Genomic DNA, 20,259 nt, shown 5'->3' on the forward strand with positions numbered 1-20,259 from the left:
TGCGCATCCAGAAGCCAAGCGTGTTGCCCACCAGGTAGATCGGGAGCCCCGAACTGAAGCCCAGCAGCAGCATCGCCAGCACCTTGCGCTGGCGCAGGTTGGCCAGCACCTGCCGCCAGGATCGGCGCGGCTTGGCAGCCTCGGTCACAGGTCGTAATCCACGATGAACGGCGCGTGGTCGGAGAAGCGCTGGTCGCGGTAGATCGAGCAGCTGCGCAGGCGGTCACGCAGGCCCGGGGTGATGAACTGGTAGTCGATGCGCCAACCAACGTTGTTGGCGCGGGCGGCGCCTCGGTTGCTCCACCAGGTGTAGTCCTCGCCGGTCGGGTTGAGCAGGCGGTAGGCATCGGCCCAGCCGCGACCTGCGCCCACATCGGTTGCCTGGCCATGGTCGGCACACAGGGCATTGAGCCAATCGCGTTCCTCGGGCAGGCAGCCGGAGTTCTTCTGGTTGGACTTCCAGTTCTTGATGTCCAGCGCAGAGCGGACGATGTTCCAGTCGCCACACAGCACGTAGTCGCGGCCGCTGCGCGCCCATTCCTCGAGGATCGGCCGCAACCACTCCATCACTTCGAACTTGAAGCCCTGGCGCAGGTCGCCCGAACTGCCCGACGGGATATAGAAGGAGACCACGCTGAGGTTGCCGTAGCGCGCCTCGATGTAGCGGCCTTCGTCGTCGAACGGGGCCCAGCCCAGCGAGGTGATGACCTGGTCCGGTTCGCGCTTGCTGTAGATCGCCACGCCGCTGTAGCCCTTCTTGGTGATGGCATCGCGGTAGAAGCAATGGTGGCCGTCCGGGCGGAACATCGGGTCGGTCAGCTGGTCTTCCTGGGCCTTGGTCTCCTGGATGCACAGGACGTCGGCGTCCTGGCCACGGAACCAGTCGAGGAAGCCCTTGGTGGCGGCCGAGCGGATGCCATTGGCGTTGAAGCTGATGATGCGCATGCGGAAGAACCTACGGCGGGAAACCGGGCAAGCATACCGGTTGCCTGCCGGGCTGAGCAGCCCGCGGGGGCAGCTGCCGATACCTGCGTGAAGGGGCCGGACGAGCGCAGAAAGCCCAGCTGGATTAGGATTTGCGCTCCAAATGAAGATGAATCGAGTTTTGATGAGCGACCACCGTCACCGTTTCCTGCAGCTGGCCCTGACCGCCGACGCCCTGCGCTTCGGCCAGTTCACCCTCAAGTCCGGCCGGCTGAGCCCCTATTTCTTCAACGCCGGCCGTTTCGACTCCGGTTCCCTGCTGTCGCAGCTGGGTGCGTGCTATTCCGACGCCATCGACGCCACCGGGATCAAGTACGACGTGGTGTTCGGCCCGGCCTACAAGGGCATTCCGCTGGCCACCGCAATGGCCTGCGAGCTGGCCCAGCGTGGCCGCGACCTGCCGCTGTCGTTCAACCGCAAGGAAGTGAAGGACCATGGTGAAGGCGGCCAGTTGATCGGCGCCGACATGACCGGCAAGCGCGTGCTGATCGTCGACGACGTGATCACCGCCGGCACCGCCATCCGCGAGGCGCTGGCGATCATCCGCGCTGCGGGCGGTATTCCGGCCGGCATCGTGGTGGCCCTGGACCGCCAGGAGATCGCCTCGGACAGCGACCATCGCTCCGCCGCACAGGCCGTGGCCGAAGAAGCCGGCATCCCGGTGATCGCCGTGGCGACGCTGGCCGACCTGCTTGATTTCGCATCCGGAAATCCGGAACTTGTAGGCTACCGGCAGCCGCTGGAGGCCTATCGCGCCCAGTACGGCGTCCGTTCCACGCGCTGACCACCAGGGGAAGGTCGCATGTTCCGAGTTCCTGCCATCGTCGCCGCCAGCCTGCTGCTGGTGATGCCGCAGACGCTGCTGGCACAGTCCAGCGGCAAGGCCGCAGACAAGAAGCTGTACTGCTGGAACGAGGGCAAGGAGCGGATCTGCAGCGATGCGCTGCCGGCCGATGCGGTCAACCACGCCCGTGATGAGTTCAGCGCCAACAGCGGCCTGCGCAACGCGCAGGTGCAGCGCGCGTTGAGCGATGAGGAACGCGCTGCCGCCAGCACGGCGGCAGCGCAGGCCCAGCTGGACCAGATGGCCGAGCAGACCCGGCAGCGTACCGAACAGGCGATGCTGACCACCTACGGTGATGAGAATGCGCTGCGGCGCGTGTTCGCCGAGCGCCAGGAGGTGCTCGACAACAACCTCAAGACCGCCCAGTACAACGTGGCCAGCCTGCGCGAATCGCTGGTGGCCCTGCTCGCTGCCGCCGGCGATCGCGAACTGGCCGGTGCCAAGGTGGCCGACAAGCAGGCCCAGGCGATCGGCCAGCGCCATGCGCAGCTGCAGTCGCAGCAACGGCTGCTGGCCAGTTTCGAACAGCAGCAGCAGGCATTGAAGGTCGAAATCGAAAGCAGCCTGCAGCGCTATCGGCAGCTGAAGGGATTGGCGCCGGTGGACATGCCGGCACAGCCCCCGGCGGGTTGAGCGGCGCGCTGCGCGCCGGGCATGGCCCGGTGCTGCCGCATGCCGGGTTACGGCCTGGCCCCCGAAATTTATGCACTCTTTACGCGTCGGCCCTGTCCGGCGCGTAGTGCGTTTATGGGGGCGGGGACGACGATGGCGGCCTGAGGTGGAGGGGTTCCACCAGGTCTCAATTCCATGTCCCCCTGGCTGTCGTTGCTGTGTGGCGTGCTGGTGCTGGTTGCCGCCGCCTATCTTCTTTATGTCGTGCTGCGGCCCGAGTCGTTCTGAGCGGAGCCTGCCATGACTGAAATTCTTGCCATTCTTGCCGCCAGCCTGCTGCTGGCCTGGCCCCTGGGCCTGTATCTGGCCCGGGTGATGCGCGGCACGCCGATGAAGGTCGACGTGCTGTTCCACTGGATCGAAAAGCCGCTGTACAAGGTGCTCGGCGTTGATCCTTCACGTTCGATGTCCTGGCGCGGCTACGTGCTGGCATTCGTGCTCAGCAACGTGGTGATCGCGGTGCTGACCCAGGCCGTGTTCATGACCCAGGCGTGGTTGCCGTTGAATCCGGACCAGATCCCGAACATGCGCTGGGACACGGCGCTGCACACGATGATCTCGTTCCTGACCAACACCAACCAGCAGCACTATTCCGGCCAGGCCCAGCTGTCCTACTTCTCGCAGATGACCGGTATCACCGGCCTGCAGGTGGTGACGCCGATGATGGGCCTGGCGCTGGCCGTGGCCACGTTGCGTGCATTGTTCTCGCGCGCGCCGAAATCGGTTACCGCGCCCGCCGCGGGCGATGACCGCCAGGTGGCGGTGGGCAATTACTACGCCGACGTCGTGCGCCTGTGCGTGCGCTTCCTGCTGCCGCTGTGCCTGGTATGGACGCTGCTGCTGACCAGCCAGGGCGTGCCCTCCACGATGGCCGGTGGCCCCCAGGCCACGCCGATCGATGCCAGTGCCGGCATGGCGCAGCAGAAGCTGCCGCTGGGCCCGGTTGCGGCAATGGTCGCGGCCAAACAGCTGGGCGCCAACGGCGGCGGCTGGTATGGCCCCAACAGCAGCTTCCCGCTGGAGAACCCGACCCCGGTGTCGAACATGCTGGAGGTGATCGGCATCCTGCTGGTGCCGATGGCGGTGATCTTCATGATCGGCGCGTTCACCGGGCGCCGTCGTTTCGGCGCGCTGGTGTTCAGCTGCATGCTCGGCATGTCGCTGCTGTCCACCGGTGCGATGGTATGGAGCGAGGGCCATAGCGCCAGCGCGACCACGCCGCTGCTGATGGAAGGCAAGGAAGTACGCTTCGGCGCCGATGGCACCGCGCTGTGGGCGGCGGTGACCACCCAGGTCTCCAACGGTTCGGTCAACGGCATGCACGATTCGCTGAGCCCGCTGTCTGGCGGCCTGGCGATGGTCAACATGCTGGTCAGCGCGATCTGGGGCGGCATCGGCTGCGGCCTGCAGCAGTTCATCGTGTACCTGCTGCTGGGTGTGTTCCTGGCCGGGCTGATGACCGGCCGTACACCGGAACTGTTCGGCCGCAAGCTGGAAACGCCGCAGGTGCGCCTGCTGGCACTGCTGGTGCTGCTGCAACCGATCACCCTGCTGCTGTTCACCGCGATCACGCTGGCCGTGCCGGGTCTGGCGGGCACCTCCAATCCCGGCTTCCATGGCATCAGCCAGGTGTTCTACGAGTACGTCTCGGCCTACGCCAACAACGGCTCGGGCTTCGAGGGGCTGGGTGACGCCACGCCCTGGTGGAACCTGAGCTGTTCGCTGGTGCTGCTGCTGGGCCGCTTCCCGCTGCTGATCATCCCGCTGGTGGTGGCCGCGCAGCTGGCCGCCAAGCGGCAGGCCCCTGAATCGGCCGGCAGCCTGCAGATCGAAACCCCGACGTTCGCCCTGACCCTGGTCTCAGTGATCGTCATCCTGACCGTGCTGCAGTTCATGCCGGCGCTGGTACTCGGCCCGATCGCCGACCACCTGAGCCTGGGACTGCACTGAGGACACCCCATGAGTAGTCACGCAACCGCAAACCGTTCCTCTTCCGTGGCTTCCCGCCCGGCCCTGCTCGATGCCGCCGGCCTGCGCCGGGCGCTCATCGAGGCCGTACGCAAGCTGTCGCCGATGCATCTGGTGCGCAGCCCGGTGATGGCGGTGGTGATGGCCGGCACGATCGTCGCCGCGATCATCACCCTGACCGGCAATGCACCACTGGGCTTCGGCCTGGCGGTGACCGCGATCCTGCTGGTCACCGTGCTGTTCGGCAATTTCGCCGAGGCCGTGGCCGAAGCACGTGGCCGTGGCCAGGCCGCCTCGCTGCGCCGCGCCCGCCAGGACCTGGTGGCGCGTCGTCTGGCGTCGGCGCAGGCCGGTGCCAGCGAGACCCAGGTGCCCGCCGCGGAACTGCGCCCCGGTGATCATGTGATCGTCAGTGCCGGCGAGCTGGTGCCGGCCGATGGCGAGATCGTGCAGGGCCTGGCCACCATCAACGAAGCGGCGGTGACCGGCGAGTCGGCACCGGTGCTGCGCGAGGCGGGTACTGATCGCTCCGGCGTGATCGGCGGCACCAAGGTGCTGTCCGATCAGATCGTCGTACGCATCACTGCCGAGCCGGGACACAGCTTTCTGGACCGCATGATCGCGCTGGTGGAAGGCGCCAACCGTCAGAAGACCCCGAATGAAATCGCGCTGACCCTGCTGCTGGCGGCGATGACGCTGACCTTCCTGGTGGTGGTGGCAACGCTGCCGGCGATCGGTGCGTCGGTGGGCGTCAAGGTGGATCCGCTGCTGCTGATCGCACTGCTGGTGTGCTTGATCCCGACCACCATCGGTGGCCTGCTGCCGGCCATCGGCATCGCCGGCATGAACCGTGCGCTGGCGGCCAACGTGCTGGCCAAGTCGGGCAAGGCGGTGGAAGTGGCCGGTGACGTCGACGTGCTGCTGCTCGACAAGACCGGCACCATCACCTACGGCGACCGCCAGGCCAGCCACTTCCACGCACTGGCCGGAATCGACGCCGACCAGCTGCGTGAGGCGGCACTGCTGTCATCGCTGGCCGACCCGACCCCGGAAGGCAAGTCGATCGTGCGCCTGGCCCGCGAACAGGGCTGCACCACCGCCGAGCCGGACCAGGCCGACTACCTGGCCTTCAGTGCGCAGACCCGCATGTCCGGTGTCGACCTGATGCACGGCCGGCAGATCCGCAAGGGCGCTGCCGATGCGATCCGCGCCCATGTGCAGGCGCTCGGCGGCACCGTACCGGCCGAACTGGCCGGGCGCGTGGACCAGGTCGCGCGCAACGGTGCCACGCCGCTGGTAGTGGCCGAGGGCCGCCATGTGCTGGGCGTGATCGAGCTGTCGGACGTGGTCAAGCACGGCATGCGCGAGAAGTTCGCACAGCTGCGGGCGATGGGCATCCGCACGGTGATGATCACCGGTGACAACCCGCTGACGGCTGCTGCGATCGCCGCCGAAGCCGGCGTGGATGACTACATCGCCGAGGCACGGCCCGAGGACAAGCTGGCCCGCATCCGTGCCGAGCAGGCCGGTGGCCGCCTGGTGGCGATGGTCGGCGACGGTACCAACGATGCGCCGGCGCTGGCCCAGGCCGACATCGGCCTGGCGATGAATTCGGGCACGCAGGCGGCCAAGGAAGCCGGCAACATGGTCGATCTGGATTCGGATCCGGCCAAGCTGCTGGCGGTGGTGGAGGTGGGCAAGCAGCAGCTGATCACCCGCGGCGCGCTGACCACGTTCTCGCTGGCCAACGATGTGTCCAAGTACTTCGCGATCCTGCCGGCGTTGTTTGCCGCCACCGTGCCTGCGATGGCCGCGCTGAACGTGATGCAGCTGTCGAGCCCGCGCAACGCGGTGCTGGCGGCGCTGATCTTCAATGCCCTGGTGATTCCCGCCCTGATCCCGCTGGCATTGCGCGGTGTGCGCTTCCGCCCGGCCACCGCAACGGCGCTGCTGCGCCGGAACATGCTGGTGTACGGCCTGGGTGGCGTGCTGCTGCCGTTCGCGGCGATCAAGTTGATCGACCTCCTTCTTGTCCTGGTATTCGGCGCATGAACCGTTCTGACTCCCCTTCCCTTTCCCGCGAGCTGAAGCGCGGGGCGCGCGTGGCCACGCTGCAGGATGGCGCCAGCTGGCGCCCGGCCATCGGCCTGGGCGTGGCCACCCTGCTGCTGGCCGGTGCGGTCTACGCCGGCATCGCCACCGGTTTTGCCGGCCTGTCCTTCCCGGCGCAGGCCGAAGGCAGCCTGCTGCGCGATGGCAGCGGCCAGGTGCGTGCGTCGGCATGGCTGTCGCAGCCGTTCACCGGCGATGGCTACTTCCAGGCGCGACCGTCGGCCGCCAACTACGACCCGATGGCGGCGGCCGGCTCCAACCTGGCCCGCAGCAGCCCGGCGCTGGCCGAGCGTGTGGCGGCGAGCACCGCAGCAGTGGCCGCGCGCGAAGGCGTAACGCCCGCGCAGGTGCCTGCCGATCTGGTCACCCAGTCCGGCGGCGGGCTGGATCCGCAGTTGTCGCCGGCGGCAGCGCAGCTGCAGGTGGCCCGGGTGGCACGTGCACGCGGCCTGCCCGTCGAGCAGGTGCAGGCACTGGTGAAGGCCAACACGCAGGGCCGGCAATGGGGCGTATTCGGCCAGCCACGGGTGAACGTGGTGACGCTGAACTTCGCACTGGACCACACGGCACGCACGCCGTGATGCAGGGCTGCACGCGCTGCGCGCACAATGGCGGCCATGACAGCGGCTCCCATGACTGATCTGCGGACCCGCCAGGCCAACGCCCTGGTGGAAGGACTGCAACGCGAGGCCGGTGGCAAGCTCACCGTGTTCCTGGGCGCTGCGCCCGGCGTCGGCAAGACCTACGCCATGCTGACCCGCGCGCAGGAACAGCTGCGCCGTGGCGTGGACCTGGTGGTCGGGCTGGTGGAGACCCATGGCCGTGCCGACACGCAGGCCCTGCTGGAAGGCCTGCCACGGCTGCCGCTGAAGGACGTGGCCTACCATGGCCACGACCTGCAGGAGATGGACCTGGACGCCGTGCTGGCGAGGAAACCCGCGCTGGTGCTGGTGGACGAGCTGGCCCATCGCAATGCACCGGGCAGCCGCCACGAACGGCGCTGGCAGGACGTGATGGAACTGCTGGACGCCGGCATCGACGTCTGGACGACGGTCAACATCCAGCATCTTGAAAGCCTCAACGATGTGGTGATGCGCATCACCGGCGTGCGTGTCAGCGAGACCGTGCCCGATGGCGTGCTCGACCGCCTGCATGACATCGTGCTGGTCGACCTGCCGCCGCGCGAACTGATCGCGCGCCTGCAGCAGGGCAAGGTGTACGTGCCCGAGCAGGCCGCGCAGGCCCTGCAGGCGTTCTTCTCGCCGGCCAACCTGACGGCATTGCGCGAGCTGGCGATGCAGGAGGCTGCCGACCGTGTCGACAGCAGCCTGCGCGAAGCCCGCGCCGCGCGCGGCGAGAGCAATCTGCCGCTGCGGCGTGGCGTGCTGGTGGCGATCGATGGCGGCGGCCAGAGCGAATACCTGGTGCGGGTGGCACGGCGCATCGCCGAACGCCGCGATGCACCGTGGACGGTGGTGACGGTGCAGGGGCGCCGCCAGGACGAAGCGACCCGGCGCGAGATCGATGCTGCGTTCGCGCTGGCCCGCCGCCTGGGCGGCGAAGCCGAGCTGCTGCATGGTTCAAGCATCGCCGATGCATTGCTCGACCACGCCGCGCACAACGGCGTATCGACGCTGGTGCTGGGGCGTACCCGCGAACGGCCGCTGGCGCGGATGTTCAACCGTACCCTGACCCAGCAGCTGATCCAGCGCGGCGCGCATTACGAGATCACCATCATCAGCACGCCGCAGGCGCGTGCGCGTTCCCGTCGAGAGGGCCTGCTGCCACCGATGCGCGGGGTCAGCCACGAGCCGTTGCAGGCCCTGATCGCCACCGCCCTCGCCTGCGCGGTGGCGTGGCTGGTCGAACGCTGGGTGGGCATGGCCGATCTGTCGATGGTGTTCATCGTGGCGGTGGTGCTGGTGGCCGCACGTACCCGCGCCAGTGTCGCGGTGATGGCGGCGATCCTGTGTTTCCTCGCCTACAACTTCCTGTTCATCGCGCCGCGCTTCACCTTCGCCATCGGCGCGCGGCAGGGCGTGATCACCGTGTTCCTGTTCCTGGCGGCAGCGCTGGTGGCCGGACGCCTGGCGTCGCGCCTGCGCATGCAGGTGATCGCATTGCGCGCGGCCAACCGCCATGCACGCGCACGCCAGCAGCTGGGCCGGCAGCTGGCCAGCGCGGCCGGCAATGGCGAAGTGGCACAGGCCGGCCGGCATGCGCTGGAACAGGCCATGGACGTACCGGCCTGGCTGCGGATCGGCGCCGATACCGCGACCGGTGGCCGCAGCCTGCCCGGTGATACCGATCTGGCGGCGGCCGACTGGGCCCTGCGCCATGGCCAGCCCAGTGGCCGCTTCACCGATACCCTGGCCGGCGCGCAATGGTGGTTCCTGCCGCTGCTGGACGGCGAAGACCGCGCGATCGGCGTCGCTGGCCTGTACCTGCCGGGTGCGCAGGCGCGGCTGCTGCCCGAACAACGCCAGCTGGCCGAAGCGATGGTCGACGACATCGCCCAGGCCGCGCTGCGCACGCGCCTGGTGGCCGAGCTGGAACAGGCGCATGTGAGCAACGAGACCGAGCGGCTGCGCTCTGCCCTGCTTTCCTCGGTGTCGCACGACCTGCGTTCGCCGCTGGCAGCGATGATCGGCTCGGCCGACAGCCTGGCCAGCTACGGCGCGGCGATGGATCTGGCCGACCGCCGCGCGTTGCTGGACACCATCCTGGTCGAAGGCGAGCGCCTGGACCGCTACATCCAGAACCTGCTGGACATGACCCGGCTGGGCCACGAGGGCCTGAAGATCAACCGCGACTGGATAGGCGTGGACGAGCTGATCGGTTCGGCCGCCCGACGCCTGCAGCGCTACCAGCCGAAGGTACGGCTGGAGCTGGACATTCCGGCAACGCTGGCACCGATCTGGGTGCATCCGGCACTGGTGGAACAGGCGGTGTTCAACGTGATGGAGAACGCTGCCAAGTTCTCGCCAGCCGATGCCGCCGTGCAGGTGCTGGCGCGCGAACTGGACGGTCAGCTGCGCATCGACGTGATCGATGCCGGCCCCGGCATTCCCGACGAAGAGCGCGCGCGCATCTTCGACATGTTCTACAGCGTCGAACGCGGCGACCGCGGCCGTCACGGCACCGGCCTGGGCCTGACCATCTGCCAGGGCATGATCGGCGCACACGGCGGCAGCGTGCAGGCGCTGCCCGGGCGCGACGGTCGCGGTACCCTGATCCGCATCACCCTGCCCCTGCTCAAGCCAGCCTCCCACGATGAGTCCGACCCCGACTGATGCCAGCGCGCCGGCCCCGCGCGTGCTGGTGATCGACGATGAAACCCAGATCCGCCGGTTCCTGGACATCAGCCTGCGTGCGCTGGGCTACCAGGTGCGCCAGGCCGGGACCGGCCAGGAAGGCCTGCAGATGGCCGCCAGCGAGGACATGGACCTGGTGATCCTGGACATCGGCCTGCCGGACATGGAAGGCCACGAGGTACTGGAGCAGCTTCGGCAGTGGAGCCAGGTGCCGGTGATCATGCTGACCGTGCGTGCCGGCGAAACCGAGAAAGTGCGTGCACTGGACAACGGCGCCAACGACTATGTGACCAAGCCCTTCGGCACGCAGGAGCTGATGGCACGGGTACGGGCGCTGCTGCGCACGCGCAGCGTGCCCAGTGATGGCACGCCACCGGTGTTCGACGATGGCCACCTGCATGTGGACTTGGTGCGCCGTGAAGTGGCGCTGGACGGCGAGCCGGTAGCGTTGACCCGCAAGGAATACGCGTTGCTGTCGCTGCTGCTGCGCAACGCGGGGCGCGTGGTGACCCAGCCGCAGATCCTGCAGGAAATCTGGGGCCCGACCCACCAGCACGACACCCACTACCTGCGCATCCTGGTCGGCAAGCTGCGGCACAAGCTGGGCGATTCAGCGCTGGATTCGCGCTACCTGTTCACTGAACCGGGTGTGGGATTGCGGTTCAAGGGGTGAAGGTGTGCGGGCCAACGGTCGGCGCCCACCATGCGTGGATGAATATCCATCGAAGAGCATCCACGCATGGCGTGGATCTACCGTGTCGACCAAGGTCGACACCCACCAACAGCACCGGGAAATTGTCAGAGGTGGGGCGGTGTCGGAGTGCGGGGTGTCAGCCGCATGGATGCGGCTGCCAAGCCTACAAGGACGTACTTGCGGCGTCCCCGCACTCCGACACCGCTCCACCAACCCACGGAGTGCCCGCTGTTGCTGTTGAGGTTGCCGGCCAGCGGCCGGCACTACCGCGGGTGCCGGGCGCAGCCCGGCCTCACCTCAGAATCCCAGCGGGGTGTCGCCCAGCACCGGCTGCAGCTGGCTGCGGAACAGCGCCTGGATACGCTCCAGTGCCGCTTCGTCGTTGCCTTCGAAACGCAGCACCAGCACCGGCGTGGTGTTGGAGGCGCGAACCAGGCCCCAGCCGTCGGCGAAGTCCACCCGCAGGCCGTCGATGGTCGACAGGCGCCCGCCGACATAAGGGTTGTCCGGCGACTGCGCAGCGGCCACCAGCATCGCCACCAACGCATGCGGGGTGCCCTCGGCCACCGGCACCTTCAGCTCCGGCGTCGCCACCATTTCCGGCAGTTCGGCCAGCACTTCCTCCGGCGTTTCCTCGCGCTGGGCCAGGATCTCCAGCAGGCGTGCAGCGGCGTACAGGCCATCGTCAAAGCCGAACCAGCGTTCCTTGAAGAAGAAATGACCGCTCATCTCGCCCGCCAGTTCGGCGTCGGTCTCGCGCATCTTCGCCTTCATCAGCGAGTGCCCGGTCTTCCACATCAACGGGCTGCCGCCGTTGCGCAGCACGTGATCGGACAACCTGCCGGTGCACTTCACGTCGTAGATCACCATCGCGCCCGGGTTGCGCATCAGCACGTCGGCGGCGAACAGCATCAGCAGACGGTCGGCGTAGATGATCCTGCCTTCACTGGTGACCACGCCAAGGCGATCGCCATCACCATCGAACGCCACGCCGAGGTCGGCGCCAAAGCGCTTGACCGTCTGCACCAGGTCTTCCAGGTTGGCCGGCTCGCTGGGATCGGGGTGATGGTTGGGGAAGGTGCCGTCGACATCGCAGTACAACGGGATGACTTCCGCGCCGATCGCTTCCAGCAGCTGCGGGGCGAAGGCACCGGCCACGCCGTTGCCCGCGTCGGCCACCACTTTCAGTGGTCGGTCCAGCTGCACGTCATCGGCAATACGCTGGATGTAATCGGCGGCGACCTCGCGCTGCTGGTAATCTCCCGGCTCCGCAGCCTGCACCAGACGGCCTTCGACAATGCGCTGGTAAAGGTCGGTGATCGCATCGCCGGACAGGGTCTCACCACCGATGACGATCTTGAAACCGTTGTAGTCCGGCGGATTGTGGCTGCCGGTGACCGCTACACAGGTACCGGTGCGCAGATGGAAAGCGGCGAAATACACCACCGGGGTCGGCGCCAGGCCGATATCGATGACCGCACAGCCGGCACGCCGCAGGCCTTCGGCAAGACCGGCCGCCAGTTCGGGACCGGACAAGCGCCCATCGCGACCGATCACCACCTCGCGCAGGCCCTGCTCGAGGGCGACGGTGCCGATGGCCTGGCCGATCAGCGCGGCGGTGCGGGCAGTCAGCTCGCTGCCGACGACGCCGCGGATGTCATAGGCGCGGAAGATGCCTGCAGCCAGCTCGTCGGCCGGAACCGGTGGCGGCGGAGGTGGCGCAGCCTCGGTCACGGTCTCGCCGGGCACCGTCGGCGGGACCATCTGCAGGCTTTCGCGCAGGGTCGGGCCGTGATCGGCGTCGGCCACCGCGCTGCGCCGGCTGGGCAGCGGCAGTGATTTCGGCAGCCGGCCACGACCTACCACCAGCAGTACCGCGATGAAGCCCAGCAGCAGGGCGACAATCGCGCTGGCCAGGGCTCCCAGCCCCAGCGGGCCGGGTTCCACATTGGGCACCCCGGCGGCCAGCCGCAACGGCGTTCCCGCCACCGGGCGCGCCATTGCCTCTGCGCTCTCGGACAGGCCGGTATCACCCTGCACCACGATGTTGTGTGTTCCTTGGCGCAGCGCCAGGAAGCCATTGCCGGGGGCATGTACCTGGTCCAGCGGCGCGGTCAACCGCAGCAGCGGCTGGCGGACATAGACCACTGCCGGCCCGACACCGGCCAGCTGCACCGGCGCGGCCAGACCCAGGCGGTTGCCGCCGCCATCGCGGACCACGCGCAGGCTTGCCTTGCCTTCGGCCAGCGCCGATTCCAGCAGGGCCAGGCGTGCGTATCCAAAGGTGGCCGCATCGGCATAGCCTGCGGCCAGGTCAGCGCCCAGCACCTCCACCTGTTCGACGCCGGTCCAGCTTTCCCGCAGCGCCAACGCGGCGCCGGCGGCATCACCGGCCTGCAGCGCCTGCTGCACGCGGTCGCCCTTCAACTGCTGCTGCAGCTGCTGCAACTGGCCGGAGGCAGCCTGCTGCAGCCCTTGCACGGCCTGGTCGCGCGCCTGTTCCAGCGCGTCACCGCTCGCCGCCTGCCGCCACTGCTGCACCGCGCTCCAGCCGAACCAGGCGGCCAGCAGTACCAGCAGCACGCCCAGCAATGGCGCGCTGCGTCCCAACGTCTTGCCCCGCTGTGCTTCCCCGATGCCGCTCATCGATGTCCCCTGTCAACGCACCCCGGTATGGCCGAATCCACCCGTTCCCCGCACGCTGTCGGTGAAAGTATCCACCACCTGCAGGCTGACGCGGGCAATCGGCACGACCACCAGCTGGGCGATGCGATCACCCGGCTCGATGGTGAAGGCCTCGCGGCCACGGTTCCAGACGCTGATCAGCAGCGGCCCCTGGTAATCGGCGTCGATCAGGCCGGTGCCGTTGCCGAGCACGATGCCATGGCGGTGGCCCAGGCCCGAACGCGGCAGGATCACTGCGCACAGATGTGGATCGGCGATATGGATGGCCAGGCCGCTGGGGACCAGTGCGGTATCGCCCGGCTGCAGGGTCAGCGCGGTTTCCAGCGCCGCGCGCAGGTCCATGCCGGCGCTGGCTTCGGTGGCATAGGCCGGCAGCGGCCAGCTGTCGCCGAAGCGCGGGTCGAGCAGCTTGACCTGCAACGGTTGCGGGGTGAATCCGTGGGTGTTGCTTGCCTGGGTCATGCCTGAAGCCTCCGCGCGATCAGCGCCAGCAGTTGTTCGGCCAGCTCACGCTTGGAAGTAGCCGGGAATACCTGCTCGCCATCCTGCCAGAAGGCCGTGGCGGCATTGTTGTCGCTTTCGAAACCACCGCCGCTGATGCCCACCTGGTTGGCAATCACCAGGTCCAGGCGCTTGTCGACCAGCTTGCCGCGCGCATATTTCTCCACGTCGTGGGTCTCGGCGGCAAAGCCGACCACCAGCTTCAACGACTGCGTCTGCGCGGCAACCTCGGCCAGGATGTCCGGGGTTCGCACCAACTCGATCACCAGCGACTGGCTGTCGGCGGTCTTCTTCAGCTTCTGCGCGGCCACCTGCCGCGGGGTGTAGTCGGAAACGGCGGCAGCACCGATGTAGATGTCGGCCGGCAGCGCATCCAGTACCGCCTCGCGCATCTGCGCGGCAGAGCGCACATCGATGCGCTGCACGCCGGGCGGCGTCGGCAGCTGCACCGGGCCGCTGACCAGCACCACCTGGGCACCCAGCCCGGCGGCAGCGGCGGCCAGCGCGTAGCCCATCTTGCCGCTGCTGCGGTTGCCCACGTAACGCACCGGATCGATGTCTTCATAGGTCGGGCCGGCGCTGATCAGCAGGCGCAGGCCCTGCAGGGCGCGCGTTTCCGGCGCCGCGGCAGCGGCAGCGCCGTTGGCGGCCAGGGCGGCGACGATGTCGGCCGGCTCGGCCAGACGACCGGGGCCGGACTCGCCTTCGGCCAGCGGCCCATCGACCGGACCGATCACCTGTGCGCCACGCTGGCGCAGCAGGGCGATATTGGCCTGGGTGGCCGGATGCAGCCACATCCGATGGTTCATTGCCGGGCACACGGTCAGTGGTGCGGTGCTGGCCAGGCACACGGTGCTGACCAGGTCGTCGGCGTGGCCTTGGGCCAGGCGGGCCAGCAGGTCGGCGGTACCCGGCGCGATCACGATGCGATCGGCCCAGCGTGCCAGTTCAATGTGGCCCATGGCCTGTTCGGCGGCGCTGTCCCACAAGGTAGTGCGGGTCGGCTGGCCGGAAAGGGCCTGGAAGCTGAGGGGTGTAACGAACTGCTGGGCGCCGGCCGTCATCGCCACCTGCACCAGCGCACCGGCATCACGCAGGCGTCGAACCAGTTCCAGGGCCTTGTAGGCCGCGATCCCGCCACCGACACACAAGAGCAGTTTCTGGCCTTCCAGCGCGCGGGTCCGCGTCGGGGAAGCGTTGGGAGAATCAGCCACCTGGAATTCCTGTGCAAACGAGGGCGTTAGCTTACCCGAAGGCCAGCAACCTCCCGGTGCACGCGGCACATAGCGGGCGGCTATCAGCACATGGGCGGGGGCCGATGGAGTTTTCCGGGTTTGCTGCGCGCCGATTCGGAACTTTCCTATACCTCTTCGCGTCCCCGCTTTGCAGAATCATTGCTGGCCACCGAGGTGTGCCGTTCGATTTCCCAGGAGTTCCCCGTGCAACCGCGCATCATCATTGCCGACGACCATCCGGTCGTCCTGCACGGCATCCGAATCGTGCTTGAGCGTCACCAGATGGACGTGGCCGGTGCCGCTGCCGACGGTGCCGGACTGCTGCAGCTGCTGGTCCAGCAGCCCTGCCACGCCGTACTCACCGACCTGTCCATGCCCGGCCCCGGCCCGGACGGCCCTGAACTGCTGGCCGAGCTGCGCCAACGCCATCCCGACCTTCCCGTGGTAGTGCTGACCGGGGCCAGGCACCCGGGGTTGCTCGATGGCCTGCTGCGCGATGGCGTACACGGCCTGGTCGACAAGAGCGCCGACTTCGCCGAACTACCGCAGGCCCTGCATGCCGCCATGGCCGGGCAGGTGTTCGTTTCCGACCAGCTGCGGCGCCACCTGCAGGCCCGCGATCTGTTGTTCCCCCACCCACCAGCCGCATTGTCGACACGCGAACTGGAAGTGCTGCAGCTGCTGACCGACGGCCTGAACATCAATGCCATCGCCGACCGCAGCGGGCGCAGCCCGAAGACGATCAGCCGGCAGAAGGCCGAAGCCATGCGCAAGCTGGGCCTGCAGACCAACCAGGAACTCTACGACTACCTGCAGACCCGGCGCGGCTGAGGGCTTGGCCGACCCGCAGGTGCGGCAAGGGCTTATGGGAGCGGTCGGCGATGATCGCCATGATGGGCGCCATGCCCATCCATGAATGGCCCGAAGAAGAGCGTCCCCGCGAGAAGCTGCTGGCCCGCGGTCCCACCTCGCTGTCCGACGCCGAACTGCTGGCCCTGTTCCTGGGTTCCGGCATTGGCGGCCGGGACGCCGTACAGACCGCGCGCGACCTGTTGCTCGCCCACGGCCCGTTGCGGGTGCTGCTGGACCGCTCCGCCCGCGAACTATCGAAACTCCCCGGGTTGGGGCCGGCTCGCAGCTGCACGCTGGCCGCAGGGCTGGAGCTGGCCCACCGCTACCTGGCCGCTGAACTGCAGCAGGGCGAAGCGGTCGGCAACAACCCTGCCGCCGTCGGCCGTTACCTGCAGCACCGTCTGCGTGGGCAGGCAAGGGAACTGTTCGTGGTCCTGTTCCTGGACAACCGCCACCGCCTGATCGCCTGCGAGGAACTGTTCGCCGGTACCATCAACGCGGCCCCGGTCTACCCCCGTGAAGTGGTGCGCAGAGCCCTGCTGCACAACGCCGCCGCGGTCATCCTCAGCCATAACCATCCCTCCGGCGACCCGGAACCCTCGGCCGCCGACGCGCAGATCACCGAGGAACTGCAACGGGCCCTGGCACTGGTCGACATCCGCCTGCTGGACCACTTCGTGGTCGGCGAGGGGCGTCCGGTTTCGTTTGCTGAACGGGGTCTTCTGCCACCGCTGCAGGCCCGCCTGGTCGGATGAGCCCCGCAGCAGCACCCCGCGACGCGTGCCCTGGCAGGCAGGCCCCGGTCAGCGTTGAGGCCGGCATCTGCGCTAAAATGGGCGATTCCGCCGCTCATTCTCTCAGCAGGCCTCGTGAAAAATCTCCTCCGCGCCCTGATCAGCCAAGGCATCGAAGCCTTGCGCGCCAATGGCACCCTGCCCGTCGACTCCCTGCCGCCGGACTTCGTGGTCGAGCGCCCGAAGACCCGCGACCATGGCGACTTCGCCACCAACGCCGCGATGCTGCTGGCCAAGGCCGCGCGCAGCAATCCGCGCGCACTGGCACAGGCGCTGGTCGAGGCACTGCCGCGCAGCGAAGACGTCAGCAAGGTCGAGATCGCCGGCCCCGGCTTCATCAATTTCCACCTGGCGCCGGCCGCGTACCAGCGTGAAGCCGTCACCGTCATCAAGGAAGGCGCCGATTACGGCCGCAACCTGTCCGGCAATGGCCGCACGGTGGGCGTGGAGTATGTGTCGGCCAACCCGACCGGCCCGCTGCATGTCGGCCACGGCCGCGCCGCGGCCATCGGCGACTGCGTGGCACGCGTGCTCGATGCCAACGGCTGGAACGCCAAGCGCGAGTTCTACTACAACGATGCCGGCGTGCAGATCGAGAACCTGGCGCTGTCGACCCAGGCCCGGGTGAAGGGCATTGCCCCGGACCAGGAAGGCTGGCCGGAAGGCGGCTACCGTGGCGAGTACATCGCCGACGTGGCCCGTGCCTACATGTCCGGCGCCAGCGTCGACCTGGAAGGCACCCTGGTGGTCGGCGCCAAGGATCCGGACGACCTGCAGGCGATCCGCCGCTTCGCCGTAGCCTACCTGCGCAACGAGCAGAACCTGGACCTGGCCGCGTTCGGCGTGGATTTCGACATCTACTTCCTGGAAAGTTCGCTGTACGCCGATGGCAAGGTCGCCGAGGCGGTGGCCAAGCTGCAGGCGTCGGGCCACACCTATGAGGAAGGCGGCGCGCTGTGGCTGCGCAGCACCGACTTCGGTGACGACAAGGACCGCGTGATGCGCAAGTCCGACGGCACCTTCACCTACTTCGTGCCGGACGTGGCCTACCACCTGTCGAAGTGGCAGCGCGGCTACGAGCGCGCGATCACCGAACTGGGCGCGGACCACCACGGTTCACTGGCGCGCGTGCGTGCCGGCCTGCAGGCCATGGAAGTGGGCATCCCGCAGGGCTGGCCGGAATACGTGCTGCACCAGATGGTCACCGTCATGCGCGGCGGCGAGGAAGTGAAGCTGTCCAAGCGTGCCGGCAGCTACTTCACCCTGCGCGATCTCATCGAAGAAGCCGGCCGCGACGCCACCCGCTGGTTCCTGATCGCGCGCAAGCCCGATTCGCAGCTGACCTTCGACATCGATCTGGCCCGTCAGCAGAGCAACGACAACCCGGTGTTCTACGTGCAGTACGCGCATGCCCGCGTCTGCAGCCTGCTGCGCCAGGCGCAGGAGAAGGGGCTGGTCTACGAACAGGGCACCGGCCTGTCCAATCTGGGCCGCTTGGCCGATGACGCATCGCTGGCCCTGATGAACGAGATCTCGCGTTATCCGGAAGTGGTGGAAGCGGCCGGCGTGGCGCTGGAACCGCATCTGGTCGCGCAGTACCTGCGCGAATTGGCGCACGCCTTCCACACGTGGTATCACGGGACGCCGGTGCTGGTGGACGACGCGACCGATCGCAATGCCAAGTTGACCCTGGCCTGCGCGGCGCGCCAGGTACTGGCCAACGGCCTCGACCTCCTGGGCGTTTCCGCCCCGGAAAAAATGTAAGCCTCAGGAGACGCAGTAGACATGGCAGCACGACGCGGCAAGACACAGGCTCGGCGCAACAGCAGCCAAGGCACGCCCGGATGGGTGTGGCTGGTTGCCGGCGTGGCGATCGCCGCCGTGGTGTTCCTGGCGGCGCCGAACCTGTTCAAGGGCGAGGGCGATGGCTTCCTGCGCGCCGGTCCGCAGCCGAACCCGAACGCGCAGCCGGCGCCGGTGGCCGATGGCGAAGGCGATGTCGGCACCCAGCCGGCCGCACAGCCGGCCACGCCGAAGCCGGCTGAGCCGGAAAAGCCGGCCGCCACCCAGTACGACTTCTACACCCTGCTGCCTGGCAAGGAAGTGGAGATGTCCGACGCCGAACTGGCCGCCAGCGCGCGCGCCGAGGAACAGCGCCGGAGCAAGGCCGAAGCGCAGCGCGCGCAGGCCGCACTGGAAGGCAAGCCCGTGCCGGCGGCGGTTGCGGCCGCAGCCCCTGCGGCGACGGCGAGCGTTGCCAGCACCGCGCCGGTGACCGCCACCAGCCGTCCGCTGCCGACGCCGGTGAGTGAACGCCCGACGACCGCCACGCCAGCGACCGCCACCACCGCGCCGGCCAGCGCCAGCACCGTTGCCACCGCTCCTGCGGCGCGCAGCGAAACCGCGCCGGCCACCGCCAGCACTGCAGCAGCCCCGGCACCGGCCGACAACGCCCGCTACATCCTGCAGGCCGGTGCGTTCGGCGCGTCCGGCGATGCCGAAGCGACCAAGGCCAAGCTGGCGATGATGGGCCTGGCCGCACGCGTGGAGTCGGCGCAGATCAACGGCAAGACCGTGTACCGCGTACGCATGGGGCCCTATGGCACCGCCGGTGAGCTTTCCGAAGCCAAGCAGAAGCTGGATGGCACCGGCCTGCAGGCAATGGCGATCAAGGCGCAGTAAGCGTGCGGGCATAATGAAAAAAGCCGGGCATTGCCCGGCTTTTTTTTGCCCGTGCAGCGCCGGGCTCGACACTGCAGACAGCGGATCAGCTTTCGCGGGCAACCTGGAAGCCAGCGAACGACTGGCTGACCGGCATCAGTTCCAGGCGATTGATGTTCAGGTGCGGGGGCAGGCTCGCCACCCAGAAGATCTGCTCGGCGATGTCTTCGGCGGTCATCGGGTTGGCGCCGGTGTACAGCTTGTCCGACGCAACCTGGTCGCCATGGGTGCGGACCACGGTGAACTCGGTTTCGGCCATGCCCGGCTCGATGGTGGTCACGCGTACACCGGTACCGTGCAGGTCCGAACGCAGGCCCAGCGAGAACTGGCTGACGAACGCCTTGGTGCCGCCATAGGCGTTGCCGCCCGGATACGGATAGACACCGGCCACCGACGAAATGTTGATGATGGCGCCCTTGCGCTCCACCAGCTGCGGCAACAGGCGATGGGTCAGGGTGACCAGCGCGGTGATGTTGGTGTCGATCATCGTCGTCCAGTCCTTCAGGCTGGCGCTCTGCGCCGGCGCGGTGCCCTGGGCGAGACCGGCATTGTTGACCAGCAGGTCGATGTCACTGAAGGCCGGCGGCAGCGCCAGCAGTGCCGCTTCCATCGCGACCGGATCACGCACGTCGAACACGGCCGCGTGCACCACCTCCTTGCCGTAGCGCTCGACCAGCGGCTGCAGGCGTTCGCTGCGACGGCCGGTGGCGATCACTTTCCAGCCCGCCTGGGCGAAGCGGTGTACGGCAGCGGCGCCGAAGCCGGACGTGGCGCCGGTAATCAGGACGGTTCGGGTCATCAGACAACTCCGTGGGAAACCAGACCGCCATTCTGGCACCGTCGGCCCACGGCTGCGTTGCCTGATCGGCCCGCTGCGGTGCGC

At 68.2% G+C, this 20,259-nt stretch carries 18 protein-coding genes (1 of these 18 only partly in view); 12 read left to right on the forward strand and 6 right to left on the reverse strand.

Features of this window, described 5'->3' with window-relative positions; translation table 11 throughout:
- A protein-coding gene (locus TEP_RS17905) for an MFS transporter (RefSeq protein ID WP_132826176.1) crosses the window boundary here: on the reverse strand, window positions 1–148 show its beginning. Its footprint begins 1,217 nt before the window's first position; only the first 148 of its 1,365 coding nucleotides appear in the window; it begins with the start codon at window positions 146–148; the stop codon falls past the left edge of the window.
- A complete protein-coding gene (locus TEP_RS17910; protein WP_132826177.1) occupies window positions 145–945 on the reverse strand; it encodes an exodeoxyribonuclease III in 801 nt (266 codons plus the stop codon). Before TEP_RS17910 ends, TEP_RS17905 begins: the two co-directional genes overlap by 4 nt.
- A gap of 163 nt (window positions 946–1,108) precedes the next feature.
- On the opposite strand from TEP_RS17910, the gene pyrE reads away from it, so the two are divergent.
- From pyrE to TEP_RS17950, 8 genes are all read left to right on the forward strand, one after another.
- The gene (pyrE, locus tag TEP_RS17915; RefSeq protein ID WP_025879424.1) at window positions 1,109–1,768 is read left to right on the forward strand and encodes an orotate phosphoribosyltransferase; all 660 of its coding nucleotides are present in this window, start codon (window positions 1,109–1,111) and stop codon (window positions 1,766–1,768) included.
- 18 nt (window positions 1,769–1,786) lie between these two features.
- Complete coding sequence (locus tag TEP_RS17920; RefSeq protein ID WP_132826178.1) at window positions 1,787–2,461, forward strand: hypothetical protein; 675 nt, start codon at window positions 1,787–1,789, stop codon at window positions 2,459–2,461.
- Window positions 2,462–2,635: 174 nt separating this feature from the next.
- Complete coding sequence (locus tag TEP_RS17925) at window positions 2,636–2,728, forward strand: potassium-transporting ATPase subunit F (protein WP_005407770.1); 93 nt, start codon at window positions 2,636–2,638, stop codon at window positions 2,726–2,728.
- Window positions 2,729–2,740: 12 nt separating this feature from the next.
- On the forward strand, window positions 2,741–4,450 hold the full coding sequence (kdpA, locus tag TEP_RS17930) for a potassium-transporting ATPase subunit KdpA (protein ID WP_132826179.1): 1,710 nt from the start codon (window positions 2,741–2,743) through the stop codon (window positions 4,448–4,450).
- A gap of 9 nt (window positions 4,451–4,459) precedes the next feature.
- On the forward strand, window positions 4,460–6,520 hold the full coding sequence (kdpB, locus tag TEP_RS17935) for a potassium-transporting ATPase subunit KdpB (RefSeq protein WP_025879421.1): 2,061 nt from the start codon (window positions 4,460–4,462) through the stop codon (window positions 6,518–6,520).
- Window positions 6,517–7,161 carry a potassium-transporting ATPase subunit KdpC gene (gene kdpC, locus TEP_RS17940; protein ID WP_132826180.1) on the forward strand — a complete coding sequence of 215 codons (645 nt, stop codon included), beginning with the start codon at window positions 6,517–6,519 and terminating at the stop codon, window positions 7,159–7,161. Before kdpB ends, kdpC begins: the two co-directional genes overlap by 4 nt.
- Before the next feature lie 51 nt (window positions 7,162–7,212).
- A complete protein-coding gene (locus TEP_RS17945) occupies window positions 7,213–9,873 on the forward strand; it encodes a sensor histidine kinase KdpD (protein WP_132826181.1) in 2,661 nt (886 codons plus the stop codon).
- Window positions 9,854–10,567 (forward strand): response regulator transcription factor, encoded by a 714-nt coding sequence (locus TEP_RS17950; RefSeq protein ID WP_132826182.1) that lies wholly within the window; start codon window positions 9,854–9,856, stop codon window positions 10,565–10,567. Before TEP_RS17945 ends, TEP_RS17950 begins: the two co-directional genes overlap by 20 nt.
- A 318-nt stretch (window positions 10,568–10,885) precedes the next feature.
- Here the strand turns inward: TEP_RS17950 and TEP_RS17955 are convergent, their stop codons facing one another.
- Genes TEP_RS17955 through coaBC form a run of 3 tightly spaced genes read right to left on the reverse strand, consistent with a single transcriptional unit; the run spans window position 10,886 to window position 14,988 of the window.
- Window positions 10,886–13,234: a phosphomannomutase/phosphoglucomutase gene (locus TEP_RS17955; protein ID WP_132826183.1), complete on the reverse strand. Its 2,349-nt coding sequence runs from the start codon at window positions 13,232–13,234 to the stop codon at window positions 10,886–10,888.
- A 12-nt stretch (window positions 13,235–13,246) separates the two neighbouring features.
- On the reverse strand, window positions 13,247–13,735 hold the full coding sequence (gene dut / locus TEP_RS17960) for a dUTP diphosphatase (RefSeq protein ID WP_089241345.1): 489 nt from the start codon (window positions 13,733–13,735) through the stop codon (window positions 13,247–13,249).
- Window positions 13,732–14,988: a bifunctional phosphopantothenoylcysteine decarboxylase/phosphopantothenate--cysteine ligase CoaBC gene (gene coaBC, locus TEP_RS17965; RefSeq protein WP_132826184.1), complete on the reverse strand. Its 1,257-nt coding sequence runs from the start codon at window positions 14,986–14,988 to the stop codon at window positions 13,732–13,734. Before coaBC ends, dut begins: the two co-directional genes overlap by 4 nt.
- 225 nt (window positions 14,989–15,213) lie before the next feature.
- Between coaBC and TEP_RS17970 the strand changes: the two genes are divergently transcribed.
- From TEP_RS17970 to TEP_RS17985, 4 genes are all read left to right on the forward strand, one after another.
- Window positions 15,214–15,840 carry a response regulator transcription factor gene (locus TEP_RS17970; RefSeq protein ID WP_093821309.1) on the forward strand — a complete coding sequence of 209 codons (627 nt, stop codon included), beginning with the start codon at window positions 15,214–15,216 and terminating at the stop codon, window positions 15,838–15,840.
- A gap of 71 nt (window positions 15,841–15,911) precedes the next feature.
- On the forward strand, window positions 15,912–16,616 hold the full coding sequence (gene radC / locus TEP_RS17975) for a DNA repair protein RadC (RefSeq protein ID WP_032977045.1): 705 nt from the start codon (window positions 15,912–15,914) through the stop codon (window positions 16,614–16,616).
- Window positions 16,617–16,730: 114 nt separating this feature from the next.
- On the forward strand, window positions 16,731–18,419 hold the full coding sequence (gene argS / locus TEP_RS17980) for an arginine--tRNA ligase (RefSeq protein WP_132826185.1): 1,689 nt from the start codon (window positions 16,731–16,733) through the stop codon (window positions 18,417–18,419).
- A gap of 21 nt (window positions 18,420–18,440) precedes the next feature.
- Window positions 18,441–19,337, forward strand: a complete 897-nt coding sequence (locus TEP_RS17985) for an SPOR domain-containing protein (protein ID WP_132826186.1) — start codon at window positions 18,441–18,443, stop codon at window positions 19,335–19,337.
- 85 nt (window positions 19,338–19,422) lie between these two features.
- Here the strand turns inward: TEP_RS17985 and TEP_RS17990 are convergent, their stop codons facing one another.
- Window positions 19,423–20,175: an SDR family NAD(P)-dependent oxidoreductase gene (locus tag TEP_RS17990; protein WP_132826187.1), complete on the reverse strand. Its 753-nt coding sequence runs from the start codon at window positions 20,173–20,175 to the stop codon at window positions 19,423–19,425.
- Between the last annotated feature and the right edge of the window lie 84 nt (window positions 20,176–20,259).

This window comes from Stenotrophomonas sp. TEPEL (genome assembly GCF_004348785.1).
Classification (GTDB): Bacteria; Pseudomonadota; Gammaproteobacteria; order Xanthomonadales; family Xanthomonadaceae; genus Stenotrophomonas; species Stenotrophomonas indicatrix.